Source organism: Amycolatopsis thailandensis (assembly GCF_042723255.1).
In the GTDB taxonomy this organism is placed as follows: Bacteria; Actinomycetota; Actinomycetes; order Mycobacteriales; family Pseudonocardiaceae; genus Amycolatopsis; species Amycolatopsis thailandensis.
In genome coordinates this window covers 50,062-67,933 of sequence record NZ_JBHXJK010000042.1, presented here as the reverse complement: position 1 = coordinate 67,933, position 17,872 = coordinate 50,062, and the positions used below count along the sequence as shown (strand labels likewise).

The window sequence follows — 17,872 nt, the reverse complement described above, 5'->3', positions numbered from 1 at the left end:
ACGGACGACACGCGGTCGGACTCACCTGTCTCCGAGTGTCGTCCGTCCAATCACGCGTGTCGTCCGTCTGATCACGGGTGCCGTCCCATCGGTCACGCGAAACCGCTCGACCGTAGGTACTTGGGACACGCCGAATCGCCATTCACGAGGGCGGCAGCGCGCGCCGCAGCAACTCCGCCAGATGCACGGCCCGCCGCCCGTCGAGCTGCTCGATCTGCGTCCGGCAGCTGAAGCCGTCCGCGACCACTTCGGTGCCGTCGGCCGCGGCGCGGATCGCGGGCAGCATGCGGTCTTCGGCGCAGGCGACGGAGACCTCGTAGTGCCCGCGTTCGAAGCCGAAGTTTCCCGCCAATCCACAGCAACCGGAATCCATTGTGGAATTGTGGACACCCGCGGCGCGCATCGCGGCCTCGTCGGCGTCGAAGCCGAGCACGGCGTGCTGGTGACAGTGCACCTGACTCAGCGTTTCGACGTCCAGCGACCGGAATTCCAGCGGCGAGTCCTCGACGAGTTCGGCGAAGGTGCGGGTGCGCTCGGCGAGTAGTTCGGCCACCGGGTCACCGGGCAAGAGGGCCGCCAGGTCACCGCGGAACAGCGCCGTGCAACTCGGCTCCAGCCCGGCCACCTGATATCCCGCTCGCAAGTACGGTTCGAGGACGGAAAGCGTGCGGCGCAACACGTTCTTCGCCACCTCCAGCTGTCCGGTGGACACCCAGGTGAGGCCGCAGCACACGCCTCGATCGGGCAGGACGACGTCGTAGCCCGCCGCGGTGAGCACCTCGGCCGCGGCGTCGAGGACGTCCGGGGTGAGGTAGTTGTTGAACGAGTCCGGCCACAGCACCACCCGCCGCGGGCCGGTCGCCCAGCGTTTGAGATCCGCGCGGCGCCGCGTGAACGGCGTCGGAGCGAACGTCGGCAGGTCTCGTTCCGGCGCGATCCCGCCGAACTTCTTCAGCAGACCGGAGAACCGGCGCGACATCGTGTTCGCCGGCCGTGGCGCCAGCGAGGCCACGCGCAGCCACACCGGGAGCCAGCCCATCGAGTAGTGCGACGCCGGGCGCAGCCGCCCCTTGTGGTGCTGGTGCAGGAATTCCGCCTTGTAGGTCGCCATGTCGACGTCGACCGGGCAGTCGGACAGGCAGCCTTTGCACGACAGGCAGAGATCCAGCGCTTCGGCGACCTCTTCCGAACGCCAGCCGTCGGTGATCAGTTCGCCGTTCACCATCTCGGCGAGCAGATGAGCGCGACCACGCGTCGAGTGCTTCTCGTCGCGCGTGGCGCGGTAGCTCGGGCACATCACGCCCGCGCTGGTGGTGTCGCGGCATTTCCCGACCCCGACGCAACGCCGCATCGCCTGTCCGAAGCTCCCCTGATCCTCCGGGTACGCGAGCGCGGTGACGTCTTCGAGCTCGATCGGCGCGCGGCGCACCCGGAGATCGGCGTCGACCGGCCGCGGATTCACCAGGATGCCGGGGTTCATCTTGCCCGCCGGATCGAAGATCCCCTTGAATCGCGCGAAAAGCGCGATCATCTCGGGGCTGTACATCCGGGAGAGCAGTTCCGAGCGGGCCTGGCCGTCGCCGTGTTCTCCGGACAGCGAGCCGCCGTGCGCGGCGACCAGGTCGGCCGCCTCTTCGAGGAACGAACGGAACCCGGCGATCCCCTGCGGGGAAAGCAGATCGAAGTCCAGCCGCAGATGCAGGCAGCCTTCGCCGTAATGGCCGTACACCACGCTTTTGCGGCCGTGCTCGCGCATGAGCTGCTTGAACTCCCGCAGGTAGGCGCCCAAACGCGCGGGCGGGACGGCCGCGTCCTCCCAGCCTGGCCAGGCTTCCTCTCCCCCGGCCAGCCGGGTCGCGAGACCGGCGCCTTCCTCCCGGATCCGCCACAGCCGCTTCTGCGCGGCCGCGTCGTCGAGCAGCGCGGATCCGGTCAGCGCGCCGCGCAGGCCTTCGATCAGGCCGCGTGCCCGGTCAGGATCTTCCATCTCGACGAACAGCCAGGCACCGCCCGGCGGGAGCCCCTCGGCGCGGCCCGGCTCCAGCAGCGCGACGAGGTCCGCGTCGACCCCCTCGACGGTCAGCGGCGACCACGGCAGGATCGCCGGGACGGCGTCGGCCGCGGCGATGTCGGACTCGAACCCGAGCACCGCGAGCACCTTGCGTTTCGGCACCTCGGCCAGCGAAACCGTCGCCCCCAGCACGGTGACGCAGGTGCCCTCGCTGCCGACCAGGGCCTTGGCGACGTCGAAACCGTTCTCCGGCAACAGGTGTTCCAGGCCGTACCCGGACACGCGCCTGCTGAAGGAGGACAGTTCGGTCCGCAGCAACGCCAGGTTGTCCCGCACGAGCGCGCGGAGTTCGGAGAAGACGCGCCCTTCGGTGCCGGGCCTGGCCGCCCGTGCGTCCACTTCGGACGGTGAGGCGGGACCGACGGTCAGCCGGGTGCCGTCGTAGAGCAGCACGTCCAGCTCGCGGACGACGTCGACGGTGCGGCCGTAGGCGACCGAATGCGATCCGCAGGCGTTGTTGCCGATCATCCCGCCGATCGTGCAGCGCGAATGCGTCGACGGATCGGGACCGAACCGGAGGCCGTGCGGCGCGGCGAGCGCCTGGAGATGGTCGAGGACGGTTCCGGGCTCGACCCTGGCCGTCCGCGCTTCGGGATCGAGGCCGAGGACGCCGCCGAGATGCCGTGACGTGTCGATCACGACGCCGGGGCCGCACGAGTTGCCCGCGACGCTGGTGCCGCCGCCGCGGGCGATCACCGGCAGCCCGGCCTCGCGGCAGGCGGCGACGGCCGCGATGACCTCGTCGACGCTCCGCGGCAGCACCACGCCCTTCGGCACGTGCCGGTAGTTGGAGGCATCGGTCGTGTACAGCGCCAGTGTCGCGGCGTCCGCCAGGATCTCCACGGAGTCCATTCAAGACAACCGGGGGCCCGGACGCACAGCCGGACCCTCTCCAGCCGGGTATGTCCGAAAGCCGCTCCGGTATGCGATCGTGAGCGCGTGACGCCGAGACGGCACGTCGCCGAAGACCTCGCCGCCGAGCACAACGCGGTGCTCGGCGGGCTTCTTCGCGAGCGCGAAGAGCTGCTCGCGACCCTCGACAGGGTGGCGGCGCTCAACGGCACGGCGCGGCTGATCCGCGAGTCGATCGGCACGCATTCCGGCTTCGTCGCCGAGCTGACCGCGCCCGAACAGGCGGTGATCCGCTGGCTGTCGGGCCTGCGCACGGACGCGCTGCAGGACCTCGCCGTGCCGGTCGGCCAGGGCATCGGCGGCCGGGTGCTCGCGCTGGGCAGGCCGGTCCGGGTCAACGACTACGTCAGCTCGCCGAGCATCACCCACCAGTTCGACGCACAGGTCCGCGGCGAGGGCCTCGCCGCGATGATCGCCGTCCCGATCTTCAACGGGACCAAGACCGTCGCCGTCGCGTACGCCGCCATGCGCGAGCCCCGCGACTTCGGCGACGACGCGGTCCAGTCCCTCGAAGACATCGCCGGGGAGGCCGGCCGGGCGCTGAAACTGGCCTCGGTCGCCGAGTCCGACCGTGAGACGGCCCTGTCCGCCGAACGGCTCCGGATGCAGAGCGCGCTGCACGATTCGGTCGGCGCGCTGCTGTTCTCCATCGGCGTCCAGGTCCGGAACCTGCACGAGGACATCAGCGACAACCCAGCGCTCGAATCACGGCTGCGGCGGCTCGAAGGCGACGTTTCGGCGGCGTCGCGAGCGCTGCGCGAGTCGCTGCTCGCGCTGTCGGAGTCGAGTCCGGAACGCGCGCTGCCGGTGGAACTGGCCGAGCACTGCCGCTCGTTCCAGGCCCGCTGCGGTGTCCCGGCGCGGTTCGTCCAGCTCGCGCCGGTGCCGCGACTGGACGCCGAACGGACCGGCCTGCTGGTGGCCGCCGTCCGGGAGGGCCTGCTCAACGTCGAGAAACACGCCGGCGCGCTGTCCGTCGTGGTCAGCCTGCTGCCCAGCGACGACGGCGTGCAGGTGGTCGTCGCCGACGACGGGACCGGTCATCGCGCCGAAGAAGCCGACGAACCCGGCACCGGGATGGGGCTGCGCGCGCTGGCCGAGCGCGCCGCGCGGCTGGGCGGCCGGGTCAGCCTGGTCCGCGACGAGGACGACGGCTGCACGCTGCGCGCTTGGGTGCCGGAACCGTGCCGCCGCCGGTGACCGTGCTCGTCGTGGACGACCATCCGGTGGTCCGCGACGGGGTGAGCCTGCTGCTGCGCTACGACCCGGCGATGACCGTGGTCGGCTCGGCCGAGACCGGCCGGTCCGCGATCCGGCGGGCGGGTGAGCTGGAACCGGCGTTGATCCTGCTGGACCTGCGGCTGCCGGACATGCTCGCGCCCGAGGTCATCGCCGAACTCCGCCGGGTGCACCCGGCCGGGCGGATCGTGGTGTTCACCGCGCACGGCGACCATCAGGGAGTACGGGCCGCGCTGGACTCCGGGGCGCACGGCTGCCTGCTCAAGGACGTCGCCGGGACGGATCTGGTGGCGGCGTTGCGGCAGGTGCTCAAGGGTGAGCGTGTCGTCGACCCGCGTATCTTCCCCGACGACGGTCAGCGGTCCGACGCGCTGGCCCGCAGTGGCCTGACGCGGCGCGAGTACGAGGTTTTACGACTCGCGTCGCAGGGACAGACGAATCCGGAGATCGCGGAGTCGACCGGGCTGGCGCGGAACACGGTGAAGACCTACTTGCAGTCCGCGCTGCACAAACTCGGCGCGCGGAACCGGGTCGAAGCCATCGGCAAAGCGTCCGAAGCCGGCCTCCTCTAGCCCCACCCTCCCGCGTTTCGTCCTCTGAATGCGGTAATTCGGCGGCGAACTACTGATCCACGTCGCCGCGCGGGACGTCGAACAGCTCCACGCATTCCTGGTGGATCGTTTGTCGAAGCGCAAAGAGATCGTCGGGCTCCGGAGTTCGATCATTTTCCGGCATCTGCGCAAGACCGAGCTGGAACCGCTTTCGCGCCGAATACCAGGGGACAGCCCCTAAGTGGGTACCCGGGAATACGCGACTCGCCACCCCTAAGTCCGCCCGAAATCCACGACTTCGCACCGGAGAAGACGGAAACTGTCGGGGTTGTGGGTTTCACTGTCAACAGCGGAACAGAAAGGAGGCACGCCATGGACGTTCGGACAGAGCTGAACCATCGTGAGCGGGCCACCCTGAGAGCCGTGGCCGAGGGCCACGCCGAGATCAGCTGCAGCTGCGAGCCGGACCTGTTCGTCGACGGCCTCGCCTGCTGCGACCAGCACACCGCGCATCGCCTCGCCCACCTGGGCCTGGTGGCGCCCGCCAGGGGTGGCCGGTGGGGCGAGCGCGTTCCCGCCCTGCTCACCGAGGCCGGGTCGATGGCGCTGGGCGGCCTCGCGAGCCCTGGGGTGGCCGCTTAAACAAGTTGCCCGGGCGCTCTCCGAGGGGCCACGCTTCACGGATGCGTGTCTTTCTGGAGACCGAGCGGCTCCTGCTGCGGCAGTTCACCGGCGCCGACGTCGACGACCTGTTCGCGCTCTACGACGACCCCGAGGTCATGCGATATCTCAACGGGGGCGAACCCGCCGATCGGGCGGAGATCGAAAACCGTGACCTTCCCGCCTTTCTCGATTACTACGAGCGTTTCCCCGGTTACGGGTTCTGGGCGGCGATCGAGAAATCCGGCGGAGTATTTCTGGGGTGGTTCCATTTCCGTCCGTTGCGTGGTCATCACACGGACGATCCCGAACTGGGGTACCGGCTGAACCGGTCGTCCTGGGGCAAGGGGTATGCGACCGAAGGATCACTCGCGCTGCTGGAGAAGGGGTTCACCGAATTCGGGGCGACGCGGATCTGGGCGGCGACCATGGCGGTGAACCGGGGCTCCCGGCGGGTGATGGAGAAGATCGGGATGCGGCACGTCCGGACCTTCCACGAGCACTTCGACGACCCGATCCCCGGCACCGAGGAGGGCGAGGTCGAGTACGCCATCACCCTGGACGAGTGGCGCGCCCGCCCCCGCCCGTGATCAGACCCGTGACTCGCGTGATCAGACTCGTGACTCGCGTGCTTGAAGCCGTGACTCACGTACTCAGAGGCGGAACTCGTGTGATCGCCGTCTGAGCACGCGAGTCACGGCTCTGAGCACGCGAGTCACGGCTCCAAGCACGTGACTTACGGGTTTGCGCACGGGGTGGGGAGCCAGGTTTCGCCGATGTCCTCGGTGAGCGCCTCCCCGCCGGTCAGGTCCGCCAGCCAGGCGTGGAAGGCGTCCCCCTGATCCGGCGCGAGACCGACGTCGAAGTGCGCGACGTCCTCGAACCGCGTCGCGTGCAACAGGTACGGCGACGAGCGGATGTCGTTCTCCAGCCGTCCGGCCCGGTCGTAGTCGACGACGACCTCCACCAGCCGTAGCCGCCGGTACTCCCGCACCCCGATGGCGTCGACGGCTTCCGAGACGGCCTGCCCGTACGCGCGGATGAGGCCGCCGGCGCCGAGCAGCACCCCGCCGAAGTACCGGGTCACCACCGCGACGGTGTCGGTCAGCTCGCGACGGCGGAGCACTTCCAGTATCGGGGTGCCCGCCGTGCCCGCGGGCTCACCGTCGTCACTGGACCGTTGAGTGCGCCCATCGGCGCCCAGCACGAACGCGTGACAGTGGTGCCGGGCCGCCGACTCGGCCTTCTTCCGGGCGGCGATCACCTCCCTGGCGGCCTCTTCCGAGGCGACCGGGGCGAGGGCGCAGAGGAAGCGCGAGCGCCGTATTTCGATCTCGTTGACGCCCGAGCCCGCCACGGTGAGATAACGATCCGCCATCGGCCCAGCCTCTCAAACCGGGCGGACCACTCTGCCGTTCGGGCGATCCGGTGGTCACCTCGGGTCACCGCGAGGCCGGTGAAACCCACTCCACTGCGCGATCCAGGTCACACTTCCGGGTGACGTGAGCGATCGTTCACGCAGGTCAGCGAGCCGATGCCCCACTCAGTGGACATGTCATTCCAGCCAGTGGGCAGATGATGTTTGAAGTCAACGCCCGCGTGGCATTTCCCACCCCGACCAAGCGACGTATGTCGATAACAGCGATTTCACACTATCGTCATAAGACCGGCGAACCCGGGAGTAACACGTGTACCCGTCAGCCGCCCACCACAGTGGCCAGACGACACCCACGTGCACAGCAGTACCGATAAGCGCATCGGCCGCCCAGTGCAGTGCGGCTCTACGAAGCCTGCCCCCGTTTCGCGGGCGGGATCGTTCCCTCTCGACTGACCATCGCGGTCCCGGACCACTCCGTTAACTGGTTCACGTCCGAACCACCCGAACGGAGTGTTACCGGTCGCGCCGACGCCTTGGGAGGCGGCCAGCCGTGACCCACCATGCCAGCAACAAGGGCAGCAAGGCCCCCGAAGGCCTGTATGACCCGGAGTTCGAGCACGACGCCTGCGGTGTCGCGTTCGTCGCCGATCTCTCCGGAAAACGCGATCACGGCATCGTCGCCAAAGCGCTGATCGCGCTGCGGAACCTGGAACATCGCGGAGCCCGCGGCGCCGACCCGGAGACCGGCGACGGCGCCGGGATCCTCATCCAGGTCCCCGACGAGTTCTATCGCGAGGTCGTCGACTTCGACCTCCCCGAGCCGGGCGCCTACGCCGTCGGCACGGCTTTCCTTCCGCAGGACGAAATCCAGCGCGGCCGGGCGATGACGACCATCGAGCGCGTCGCCGCCGAAGAGGACATGCGCGTGCTCGGCTGGCGCGACCTTCCCGTCCACACGGAACACGTCGGGACGGGCGCGGCCGAGACCATGCCGCATTTCAGCCAGCTGTTCCTGGCCGGACGGCAGGAAACGCTGTCGGGCCTCGCCCTGGAACGCGCCGCGTTCGTGGTGCGCAAACGCGCCGAGCACGAACTGGCCGAGGAAGACGTCTACTTCCCGAGCCTGTCCTCGCGGACCATCGTCTACAAAGGAATGCTCACCGAGCCGCAGGTCGAGAAGTTCTTCGCCGACCTCACCGACGAGCGCGTCACCAGTGCCATCGGCCTGGTGCACTCCCGCTTCTCCACCAACACCTTCCCGTCGTGGCCGCTGGCGCACCCGTACCGGTACGTCGCCCACAACGGTGAGATCAACACCCTGCGCGGCAACCGGAACTGGATGGACGCGCGGGAAGCGCTGCTCGAATCCGACCTGATCCCCGGCGACCTCAAGCGCGTCTACCCGATCATCACCCGCGGCGCGAGCGACTCGGCGTCCTTCGACGAGGTGCTGGAACTGCTGCACCTCGGCGGCCGGTCGCTGCCGCACGCGGTGCTGATGATGATCCCGGAGGCCTGGGAGAACCATCAGGAGATGGACCCCGCGCGCCGCGCGTTCTACGAGTTCCACTCGACGCTGATGGAACCGTGGGACGGCCCCGCGCTGGTCTCCTTCACCGACGGCACCCAGATCGGCGCGGTGCTCGACCGCAACGGCCTGCGCCCGGCCCGGTACTGGGTCACCGAGGACGGCCTCGTCGTGCTCGCCAGCGAGGTCGGCGTGCTGGAGCTGGAGCAGGCCACGATCGTCCGCAAGGGACGGTTGGAGCCGGGCCGCATGTTCCTCGTCGACACCGCCGCCGGACGGATCGTCGAGGACGAGGAGATCAAGAACGAGCTCGCCACCGCGCACCCGTACGACGAATGGGTCGAGGACGGGCTGCTCCCGCTCGAAGGGCTTCCCTCGCGGGAGCGCGAGATCCCGCCGCACGCCGCGCTCGTGCGCCGCCAGCAGGCTTTCGGCTACACCGAAGAGGAACTCGACGTCCTGCTCGAACCGATGGCCCGCACCGGCGCGGAGCCGATCGGCTCGATGGGCAACGACTCCCCCATCGCGTCGCTGTCCAGCCGCCCGCGGCTGCTCTTCGACTACTTCATCCAGCTCTTCGCCCAGGTGACCAACCCGCCACTGGACGCGATCCGCGAAGAACTGGTCACCTCGCTCGGCACCCAGCTCGGCGCCGAGCCGAACCTGCTCGTCTCCGACGCGAAGTCGTGCCGCCGCATCGTGCTGCCGTTCCCCGTGCTGGACAACGACGAGCTCGCGAAGCTGGTGCACGTCAACGACGACGGCGACCTTCCCGAGTTCCAGGCCGTCACGGTGCAGGGCACCTACGACGTCCACGGTGGCGGCGAGGCGCTCGTGCGGCGGCTCGACGAGATCCGCGCCGAGGTGTCCGCGGCCATCGCCGAGGGCGCCCGGCTGATCGTGCTGTCCGACCGCGGGATCGACGAAGACCACGCGGCCATCCCGTCGCTGCTGCTCACCGGCGCGGTCCACCACCACCTGGTCCGGGAGAAGACCCGCACGCAGGCCGGCCTCATCGTCGAGGCGGGCGACGCGCGCGAGGTGCACCACATCGCGCTGCTGATCGGCTACGGCGTCGCGGCGGTGAACCCGTACCTGGCGATGGCGACCGTCGAGGAGATGGCCGATCAAGGCCTGATCCCCGGCTCCACCGCCAAGCAGGCCACCGCGAACCTGATCAAGGCGCTCGGCAAGGGCGTCCGCAAGACGATGTCGAAGATGGGTGTGTCCACAGTGGCCTCCTACACCGGCGCGCAGATCTTCGAGGCGGTCGGGCTCGGCGACGAGATCATCCAGGACTGCTTCACCGGCACCACTTCCCGGCTCGGCGGCGTCGGCTTCGACACCATCGCGCTGGAGGTCGCCGAGCGGCACCGCCGGGCGTTCCCGCGTGACGGGTTCCGCGCGAACCACCGCGAGCTGGAGACCGGCGCGGACTATCAGTGGCGCCGCGAGGGCGAACCGCATCTGTTCAACCCTCAGACGGTGTTCAAGCTCCAGCACTCCACCCGGGCCGGGAAGTACGAGGTCTTCAAGGAGTACACGAAGTCCGTCGACGACCAGGCGCAGAAGCTGTACACGCTGCGCGGGCTGTTCGACTTCAAGATCGGCAAGCGGCCGGCCGTGCCGATCGAAGAGGTCGAGCCGGTCTCCGAGATCGTCAAGCGATTCGCCACCGGCGCCATCTCCTACGGCTCGATCTCGTCGGAGATGCACGAAACCCTGGCCATCGCGATGAACCGCCTCGGCGGCAAGTCGAACACCGGTGAGGGCGGCGAGGATCCGGACCGGCTCTACGACCCCGAGCGCCGCAGCGCGGTCAAGCAGGTCGCGAGCGGCCGGTTCGGCGTCACCAGCGAGTACCTCGTCAACGCCGACGACATCCAGATCAAGATGGCGCAGGGCGCGAAGCCCGGCGAAGGCGGCCAGCTTCCCGGCGCGAAGGTGTACCCGTGGATCGCGAAGACGCGGCACTCCACGCCGGGTGTCGGGCTCATCTCCCCGCCGCCGCACCACGACATCTACTCGATCGAAGACCTGGCGCAGCTGATCCACGACCTCAAGAACGCCAACCCGGCCGCGCGCATCCACGTGAAGCTCGTGTCCGAGGTCGGCGTCGGCACGGTCGCGGCCGGTGTCTCCAAGGCGCACGCGGACGTCGTGCTCATCTCCGGGCACGACGGCGGTACGGGCGCTTCCCCGCTTTCGTCCATCAAGCACGCGGGCGGCCCGTGGGAACTCGGGCTCGCCGAGACGCAGCAGACGCTGCTGGCCAACCGCCTGCGCGACCGGATCGTCGTGCAGACCGACGGCCAGCTCAAGACCGGCCGCGACGTCGTCATCGCCGCGCTGCTGGGTGCCGAGGAGTTCGGTTTCGCGACCGCGCCCCTGGTGGTGTCCGGCTGCATCATGATGCGCGTGTGTCACCTCGACACCTGCCCGGTCGGCGTCGCGACGCAGAACCCCAAGCTGCGCGAGAAGTTCAGCGGCAAGGCCGAGTACGTGGTGAACTTCTTCGAGTTCATCGCGCAGGAGGTCCGGGAGTACCTGGCGGAGCTGGGTTTCCGGTCCATCGCCGAGGCCGTCGGCCACGCGGAGATGCTCGACAAGCGCAAGGCGATCGACCACTGGAAGGCCGCCGGTCTCGACCTGACGCCGATCTTCCACGTGCCCGACACCGCGCCCGCCGGTCTGCGTCACCAGCAGACGGTGCAGGACCACGGGCTGGAGAAGGCGCTCGACAACACGCTGATCCAGCTCGCCGAGGGCGCGCTGTCGTCCGGGGACAAGGTGCGGCTGGAGCTTCCGGTCCGCAACGTGAACCGGACCGTCGGCACCATGCTCGGTCACGAGCTCACCAAGCGGTGGGGTGGCGAAGGCCTGCCGGACAACACGATCGACGTCACCTTCACCGGGACCGCCGGTCAGTCGTTCGGCGCGTTCGTGCCCAAGGGCATCACCTTGCGGCTGTTCGGTGACGGCAACGACTACGTCGGCAAGGGCCTGTCCGGTGGGCGGCTCATCGTGCGGCCGCCCGAGGTGGCGCGGTACGACGCCGAAGAGCACATCATCGCGGGCAACGTGATCGGCTACGGCGCGACCAGCGGCGAGATCTTCATCCGCGGCAAGGTCGGCGAGCGGTTCTGCGTGCGCAACTCGGGCGCGCTGGCCGTCGTCGAAGGCGTCGGCGACCACGGTTGCGAGTACATGACCGGCGGTCGTGTGGTCGTGCTCGGGAGCATCGGCCGCAACTTCGCGGCCGGGATGTCGGGCGGCGTCGCGTACGTGCTGGATCTGCCCGCGCACCGCACGAACCCGGAGATGGTCGACATCGACCCGCTGGATTCGTCCGATGTGGACTTCCTGCGCGAGGCGCTCGAAAAGCATTACGACGAAACGGAGTCCGCGGTGGCGCGCACGCTGCTCGCCGACTGGGACGCCGCCGTCGACCGGTTCGGCAAGGTCATGCCGAAGGACTACAAGCGGGTGCTCGCCGCTCAGGCCGAGGCCGAGCGCGACGGGCGTGACGTGAACGAGGCGATCATGGAGGCCGCACATGGCTGACCCCAAGGGCTTTCTGACCACCACTCGCGAGACGCCGAAGAGCCGTCCCGTCGACCTGCGCCTGATGGACTGGCGCGAGGTGTACGAGGACTTCGCGACGACGAAGCTGCAAAAGCAGGCCGGGCGCTGCATGGACTGCGGTATCCCGTTCTGCCACCAGGGCTGCCCGCTCGGGAACCTCATCCCCGAGTGGAACACGCTGACCTGGCGCGACGATTGGCGTGACGCGGCCGAGCGGCTGCACGCGACCAACAATTTCCCGGAGTTCACCGGGACCCTCTGCCCGGCGCCGTGCGAGACGGCGTGTGTGCTCGGGATCAACGACGATCCCGTCACCATCAAGCGGGTCGAGATCTCGATCATCGACCGGGCCTTCGAAGAAGGCTGGGTCACGCCGCAGGAGCCGGTCGCGAAGACCGGCAAGAAGGTGGCGGTGGTCGGATCCGGGCCGTCGGGACTCGCCGCGGCGCAGCAGCTCACGCGCGCGGGCCACAATGTCGTGGTCTTCGAGCGGGCCGACAAGATCGGCGGGCTGCTGCGCTACGGCATCCCCGAGTTCAAGATGGAGAAGCACCGGCTCGACCGCCGTCTCGACCAGATGCGGGCCGAGGGCACGGAGTTCCGGACCTCGGTGAACGTCGGCGTCGACCTCACCGTCGAGGAACTGAAGTCGTCCTACGACGCCGTGGTCCTCGCCGGCGGCGCGACCGCGTGGCGGGATCTCCCGATCACCGGTCGCGAGCACGCCGGTATCCACCAGGCGATGGAGTTCCTGCCGCACGCCAACCGGGTCGCGTCCGGCGACCTGGACGTCACGCCGATCAGCGCCGAGGGCCTCGACGTCGTCGTCATCGGCGGCGGCGACACCGGCGCGGACTGCGTCGGGACCTCGCACCGCCAGGGCGCGAAGTCGGTCACGCAGCTGGAGATCATGCCGAAGCCGCCGCTCGCGCGCTCCGACGCGCACCCGTGGCCGACGTACCCGATGATCTACCGCGTCTCGTCCGCGCACGAGGAGGGTGGCGAGCGGCTGTACTCGGTCAACACCCAGGAGTTCGCCGCCGACGCCGATGGCCGGGTGCGGGCGCTGAAGCTGGTCGAGGTGCGCAACGAGGGCGGCAAGTTCGTCCCGGTGCCCGGAACGGAACGCGAACTGCCCGCGCAGCTGGTGCTGCTCGCGATGGGCTTCGTCGGCCCGGAGCGGGAAGGCCTGCTGGAGGCGCTCGACGTCGAGCTGGACCAGCGCGGCAACGTCGCCCGCGACAAGGCGTTCAAGACCAGCGTCGACAACGTGTTCGTGGCGGGTGACATGGGCCGAGGCCAGTCGCTCATCGTGTGGGCGATCGCCGAAGGCCGCTCCGCCGCGGCCGGGGTGGACGCGTTCCTCACCGGACGGGACGTCCTGCCCGCGCCGATCGCTCCGACCGACCGGCCGCTCACCTAGGCTCTCCTGCCGGTTTAGTACGTGAAGGCCCCCTTCATTGCGTCTAGCGCAGTGAAGGGGGCCTTCATGTACTTGATGCAAGGAAGCTGAAGGTCGGGTTTCCTCGGCTGAGCCGAGGGAAGGGGGCCTTCACGCGCGGCTTTCGTGGCTACTGATGCGTGTGGGGCGGAAGTGGCGATCATGCAGGTTGTGAAGGCCTCCTTCCGTACCTTCAAGGTAAGAAAGGAGGCCTTCACGGACAGGACCTGTCAACAACGGCAGCAGCCAGAGGCGCCAGTAGATACCTGACCCCCTTTGGCCCTGACACGAATCGCCACTTACGGCTACCTCGGTCGGCTCGACCCCGGCAGCTCGCCCTGGCACACAGCGTGAAGGGTCGAGTTTCCTCGGCGGACGTGGCGACCGCCGATTCCGTGAAGGCCTCCTTGAGGGACCCAGAGTCCCTCAAGGAGGCCTTCACGGACCGGATCCGCGACCACCCCGACCGACTCGGTCCTGGCGCATTTAGTCCTCTGCTTGCGCTGGTTCGACGACGAACTATCGCAAGTAGAGGACCGAATGCGTTCCGTAGTCGCCACATTGGTCCTTTCGAGTGAAAGAACCGCCGGAAGTGCATACTTGAGGGTGATCACAGCGGGGTTTCGGTATCGGTTGTATCAAGGAGTAAGTCCCCGCCCGGCGGTGGGGACCGGCAAGACCTGCCGGGGCCGCCGGACCGGGGTTCCCAAGGAGGGGGTTCCTTGTCATGCCCGTTGATCTGAGTATTCCCTTGGAATGGAAGACTGCGACCGGTGACGCCGCGAAGATGCTCGACGAACTTCAGCCGAACATCCTCAAACCGCATGCTCGCGACCATTTCACCGCACTTTTCCTCCGTTTCTCGGAGGAGAAGACCGCGAAAAAGTTCCTCGCGTCGCTCGTCCCGCTGATGAAGTCGGCGAAGACCCACCTGACCGAGGTCGAGCGCTTCAAGACAGAGGGTGTGAAGGGGTCGCCCTACGTCGGCGCGGGGTTGACCGTGGCGGGCTACCGTTTCCTGAAAATCGAGGCGCCACAAGACGAAGCCTTCCGTCGCGGCATGCGCACCCAGGACACCCGCGACAAGCTGAACGACCCGCCTCGCTCCACCTTCGACAGTGGGTATCACGACGAGATCCACGCCGTCGTCATCGTCGCCGACGCGGCCGACGCACCGATGACCGCGCGCCGGAACGCGGTTCTCGCGTTGATTCCGTCGACGATTTCCGTCGTCGCCGAGGAAACCGGACTCGGCCGGGTGAATTCCCACGGCGAGGGTATCGAACATTTCGGCTACGTCGACGGCCGGAGCCAGCCGCTCTTCCTGGTCGAAGACATCCACGCGGAAAAGACGGGAACGGACGGCGTCAGCGTCTGGGATCCGAGCGCGCCATTGAACCAGGTGCTCGTCCCCGACCGCGCCGCCCCTGAACCGGGGGCGCATTTCGGCAGTTACTTCGTTTTCCGCAAATTGGAACAGAACGTGCGGCGATTCAAGCAGGCGGAAGAAGCACTCGCCGACCAATTGGGTCTCGTCGGTGAAGACCGCGAGCGCGCGGGCGCGATGATCGTCGGCCGATTCGAGGACGGCACACCGCTGACCGCGCAGCGGCAAGAGGGCGCGGAAAGCCCGGTACCGAACAACTTCGACTACGGAAGTGACATCTCCGGCACCAAATGCCCGTTCCAGGCCCACATCCGGAAGACGAACCCGCGCGGCAGCGGCGGGGCGGAACCGGCCCCGCGGGAACGCCTGCACCTGATGGCGCGGCGGGGCGTGCCCTACGGCGAGCGGGCCGACGACCCGAACGCCGATCTGCCGCCGTCGGCCCGGCCGAGCGGCGGGGTCGGCCTGCTGTTCATGGCGTTCAATTCGGCGCTGGGCAACCAGTTCGAGTTCACGCAGGAGACCTGGGCGAACAACCCGGGGTTCCCGATCCCCGCGGTCGGGGTCAAGCCGCCGGGTCTCGATCCGGTCATCGGACAGGGCCCGCGTCCGGAATCCGTCTACACGAAGGACTGGGCGGGAAGCCGGACGGTGACGGCGGATCCGTTCCCGCAGGCGGTGACGCTGAAGGGCGGCGACTACTTCTTCATGCCGTCACTCGCGTTCCTGCGCGCACTCGGCAAGGGCTGATTCTTCACGCACTGTGGCCGGTTCCGGTGACCGAATGGCGGACTATCCGCTAAACGTCACCGGAACGGGCGCAAAGCGGATATCAGTCCGGAGTCAGCGGCGATAGTTTTCGAATCGGGCCGGCCCTGGGCGTGCCGGCCATCGGGTGGGCGCCGGTCACACTGGGGGTGGCCGGCGCCCGCTTCCCGGCGTCCCAAACCCGCCGCTTCTCTCCGACCGCATCGCGACGCGTAGTACTTTGTCCGGTGCGGTAAGCGACATCGCGCTTCGGGGAGGGAGCTCGGATGAACCGGCATGAACGGCTGACGGCTTTATTGGACATGGTGGGAGAGCGGGAAAAAGTCGACGTCGAGGTTTCGGCAGGTGAACTCGGCGTCTCCCCCGCGACCATCCGGCGGGATCTCGATCACCTGGCGGGGCGCAATCTGGTGGTCCGCACCCGCGGCGGCGCCGTCGCGAGCAACGTCGCCTACGACCTGCCGTTGCGGCACAAGGCGGCGCGCAACGCGCCGGAACAGCAGCGGATTTCCGCCGCCGCCGCGAAAATGGTCGACCCGGGCATGGTGGTCGGGCTCAACGGCGGCACCGCGAGCACCGAGGTGGGCCGCGCGCTCGCGACCAGGCCGGACATGGGCGAGTCGAGCGGCGGGCCGTTGCTCACCGTGGTGACGAACGCGCTCAACATCGCCCACGAACTCGCCGTGCGGCCCAACATCAAGATCGTGGTGACCGGCGGGGTCGCGCGGCAGCAGTCGTTCGACCTGTCCGGGCCGCTGTCGCAGCTGTTCCTCGACCAGATCTCGCTGGATCTGGTGTTCCTCGGGGTGGACGCGTTCGACCCGGTGCACGGCGCTCAGGCGCACCACGAGGGCGACGCGAGCACGAACCGGCTGATGGCCGCCCGCGCCCGTCAGGTCGTCGTGCTCGCCGACAGCGGGAAACTCGGCGGTCACGCCTTCGCGAAGATCTGCGCGACCGCCGACGTCGACGTCCTCGTCACCGACGGCCGCGCGGATCCCCAGCGAGTGCACGCCTTCGAAGAGGAAGGCGTGCGGGTGGTCAAGGCTTGAGGCGATCCAGCGCCAAGAGGGCCGCACCGAGCCTGCCCGCCTCGTCGCCGAGCTGCGCGATCCGCAGTTCCGGCATCCGCTGGAACTGGAGGTTCGCGCTCAGCCAGGCCCGCACCGGTTCGAGCACGTAGTCGCCCGCGGTGAACAGGCCGCCGCCGAGGACGATGACCTCCGGCGCGAGCAGGGTGACCAGGGTCTTGATGCCGTGCCCGAGCCCTTCGAGCGCGTCGTTGACCACGGAGATCGCGGCCTCGTCGCCGTGCCGGGCGGCGTCGACCACCTGCTCGGCGCCCTCGGCCGGACGCCCGGTGTGCTCGCTGTAGCGGCGGGCGATGGCCGACGCCGAGGAGATCGCCTCGAGACAGCCCGTGGCGCCACAGCCGCACGGCAGCCGGTGCCCGACGTCGATATGCCCGATTTCGCCGCCTTGCCCGCCCGCCGCGTACAGCTTCCCGTCGAGCTGGAGCGCGGCCGCGATCCCGGTGCCGACCGGGATGAAGGCGGCGTCGGTGCAGCCCTTGCCCGCGCCGACGCGGAACTCGGCGAGTCCGCCCGCGCGCACGTCGTGCCCGAACGCGAACGGCAATCCCAGCCTGCTGTCGAGCATTTCGCCGAACGGGACGTTCCGGAAGTCGAGGTTCGCCGAGAAGCGGGCCACGCGCTCGACGTCGTCGACGATGCCCGGGATGACCACGCCGACGGCGTCCGGCGTCCCGGTGCCCGCCTGCTTGCCCAGGGTCTCCACGATCCGCGCGACCTGGTCCGCGAGCGCCTCGCCGTCCGCTCCGCGCGCCGTCGGCTCGCGCAAGCTGGCCAGGTCTTTCAGGTCCGCGTCGTACAAGGCCGCCTTGATGGACGTTCCGCCGACATCGAGTGCCGCCACCGCAGGTGTCATAGCTGGATTGTCACATTGACCGGACGCTTTGCGGAGACCTACGCTCGACCGGCCAGACGACGGCACCCGGAACGCGGTGAGATTCCGCGCGGTCGCGCCACTGTGACCTCGAACCAGCCGGTTCGGGGAAGCCAGACCCGGAGCCGTCGTGTCACCCCTGAAGAGGCCGCGCTAGCCCGAGGAGGTCCCACCGCCATGTCCGAAGCGGTAGCCGCAGTACCCGTTCCCGTCCGGATCCCCGTCCGCGAGATCCTGCCCTGGGCGGTGCTCGTCATCCTCCTCTCGCTGATCACGCTGTACTTCATCAGCGCGGAGCAGGGCGCGGTGTCGGTGTTCGCGAATTCGTACGTCCACGAATTCGTCCACGACGGCCGGCACCTGCTGGCCTTCCCCTGCCACTAGGCG

Annotated in this window: 12 protein-coding genes; 9 read left to right on the top strand and 3 right to left on the bottom strand. The window is 68.8% G+C overall.

All coding sequences use genetic code 11. From position 1 onward, the window contains the following. Positions 1-142: 142 nt before the first annotated feature. On the bottom strand, positions 143-2,923 hold the full coding sequence (locus ACFWMR_RS18810; RefSeq protein WP_378379262.1) for an FAD-binding and (Fe-S)-binding domain-containing protein: 2,781 nt from the start codon (positions 2,921-2,923) through the stop codon (positions 143-145). Positions 2,924-3,010: 87 nt separating this feature from the next. Between ACFWMR_RS18810 and ACFWMR_RS18805 the strand changes: the two genes are divergently transcribed. The 4 genes from ACFWMR_RS18805 (at position 3,011) to ACFWMR_RS18790 (ending at position 6,023) form a co-directional block, all read left to right on the top strand. After that, positions 3,011-4,183, top strand: a complete 1,173-nt coding sequence (locus tag ACFWMR_RS18805; RefSeq protein WP_378379261.1) for a GAF domain-containing sensor histidine kinase — start codon at positions 3,011-3,013, stop codon at positions 4,181-4,183. After that, positions 4,153-4,794, top strand: a complete 642-nt coding sequence (locus ACFWMR_RS18800; RefSeq protein ID WP_378379260.1) for a response regulator — start codon at positions 4,153-4,155, stop codon at positions 4,792-4,794. Before ACFWMR_RS18805 ends, ACFWMR_RS18800 begins: the two co-directional genes overlap by 31 nt. A 351-nt stretch (positions 4,795-5,145) precedes the next feature. Next, complete coding sequence (locus tag ACFWMR_RS18795) at positions 5,146-5,415, top strand: hypothetical protein (RefSeq protein ID WP_093933655.1); 270 nt, start codon at positions 5,146-5,148, stop codon at positions 5,413-5,415. 41 nt (positions 5,416-5,456) lie between these two features. Further along, positions 5,457-6,023 carry a GNAT family N-acetyltransferase gene (locus tag ACFWMR_RS18790; RefSeq protein ID WP_378379259.1) on the top strand — a complete coding sequence of 189 codons (567 nt, stop codon included), beginning with the start codon at positions 5,457-5,459 and terminating at the stop codon, positions 6,021-6,023. Positions 6,024-6,169: 146 nt separating this feature from the next. On the opposite strand, the gene ACFWMR_RS18785 is transcribed toward ACFWMR_RS18790, so the two are convergent. Further along, positions 6,170-6,811, bottom strand: coding sequence for a YigZ family protein (locus ACFWMR_RS18785; protein WP_378379258.1), 642 nt, complete (start codon positions 6,809-6,811; stop codon positions 6,170-6,172). Between the two features lie 550 nt (positions 6,812-7,361). On the opposite strand from ACFWMR_RS18785, the gene gltB reads away from it, so the two are divergent. The 4 genes from gltB to ACFWMR_RS18765 all read left to right on the top strand — a co-directional run bounded on the left by gltB (position 7,362) and on the right by ACFWMR_RS18765 (position 16,572). Further along, positions 7,362-11,903, top strand: coding sequence for a glutamate synthase large subunit (gene gltB, locus ACFWMR_RS18780; protein WP_378379257.1), 4,542 nt, complete (start codon positions 7,362-7,364; stop codon positions 11,901-11,903). Then, complete coding sequence (locus ACFWMR_RS18775) at positions 11,896-13,347, top strand: glutamate synthase subunit beta (RefSeq protein WP_378379256.1); 1,452 nt, start codon at positions 11,896-11,898, stop codon at positions 13,345-13,347. Before gltB ends, ACFWMR_RS18775 begins: the two co-directional genes overlap by 8 nt. A gap of 745 nt (positions 13,348-14,092) precedes the next feature. Further along, positions 14,093-15,502: a Dyp-type peroxidase gene (locus ACFWMR_RS18770; RefSeq protein WP_378379255.1), complete on the top strand. Its 1,410-nt coding sequence runs from the start codon at positions 14,093-14,095 to the stop codon at positions 15,500-15,502. 284 nt (positions 15,503-15,786) lie between these two features. After that, complete coding sequence (locus tag ACFWMR_RS18765) at positions 15,787-16,572, top strand: DeoR/GlpR family DNA-binding transcription regulator (RefSeq protein ID WP_093933661.1); 786 nt, start codon at positions 15,787-15,789, stop codon at positions 16,570-16,572. Here the strand turns inward: ACFWMR_RS18765 and ACFWMR_RS18760 are convergent. Continuing rightward, the gene (locus ACFWMR_RS18760) at positions 16,562-17,455 is read right to left on the bottom strand and encodes an ROK family protein (protein WP_093933662.1); all 894 of its coding nucleotides are present in this window, start codon (positions 17,453-17,455) and stop codon (positions 16,562-16,564) included. The genes ACFWMR_RS18765 and ACFWMR_RS18760 overlap by 11 nt on opposite strands. Positions 17,456-17,662: 207 nt before the next feature. Between ACFWMR_RS18760 and ACFWMR_RS18755 the strand changes: the two genes are divergently transcribed. Next, positions 17,663-17,869, top strand: coding sequence for a CbtB domain-containing protein (locus ACFWMR_RS18755; protein ID WP_005162643.1), 207 nt, complete (start codon positions 17,663-17,665; stop codon positions 17,867-17,869). Positions 17,870-17,872: the final 3 nt, after the last annotated feature.

Bases quoted from the DNA above. Each gene is read 5' to 3' on its own strand.
- ACFWMR_RS18795 (WP_093933655.1), top strand. From the start codon at position 5,146: ATGGACGTTCGGACAGAGCTGAACCATCGTGAGCGGGCCACCCTGAGA.
- ACFWMR_RS18775 (WP_378379256.1), top strand. From the start codon at position 11,896: ATGGCTGACCCCAAGGGCTTTCTGACCACCACTCGCGAGACGCCGAAG.
- ACFWMR_RS18810 (WP_378379262.1), bottom strand. From the start codon at position 2,923: ATGGACTCCGTGGAGATCCTGGCGGACGCCGCGACACTGGCGCTGTAC.
- ACFWMR_RS18770 (WP_378379255.1), top strand. From the start codon at position 14,093: ATGCCCGTTGATCTGAGTATTCCCTTGGAATGGAAGACTGCGACCGGT.
- ACFWMR_RS18785 (WP_378379258.1), bottom strand. From the start codon at position 6,811: ATGGCGGATCGTTATCTCACCGTGGCGGGCTCGGGCGTCAACGAGATC.
- ACFWMR_RS18765 (WP_093933661.1), top strand. From the start codon at position 15,787: ATGAACCGGCATGAACGGCTGACGGCTTTATTGGACATGGTGGGAGAG.
- ACFWMR_RS18755 (WP_005162643.1), top strand. From the start codon at position 17,663: ATGTCCGAAGCGGTAGCCGCAGTACCCGTTCCCGTCCGGATCCCCGTC.
- ACFWMR_RS18790 (WP_378379259.1), top strand. From the start codon at position 5,457: ATGCGTGTCTTTCTGGAGACCGAGCGGCTCCTGCTGCGGCAGTTCACC.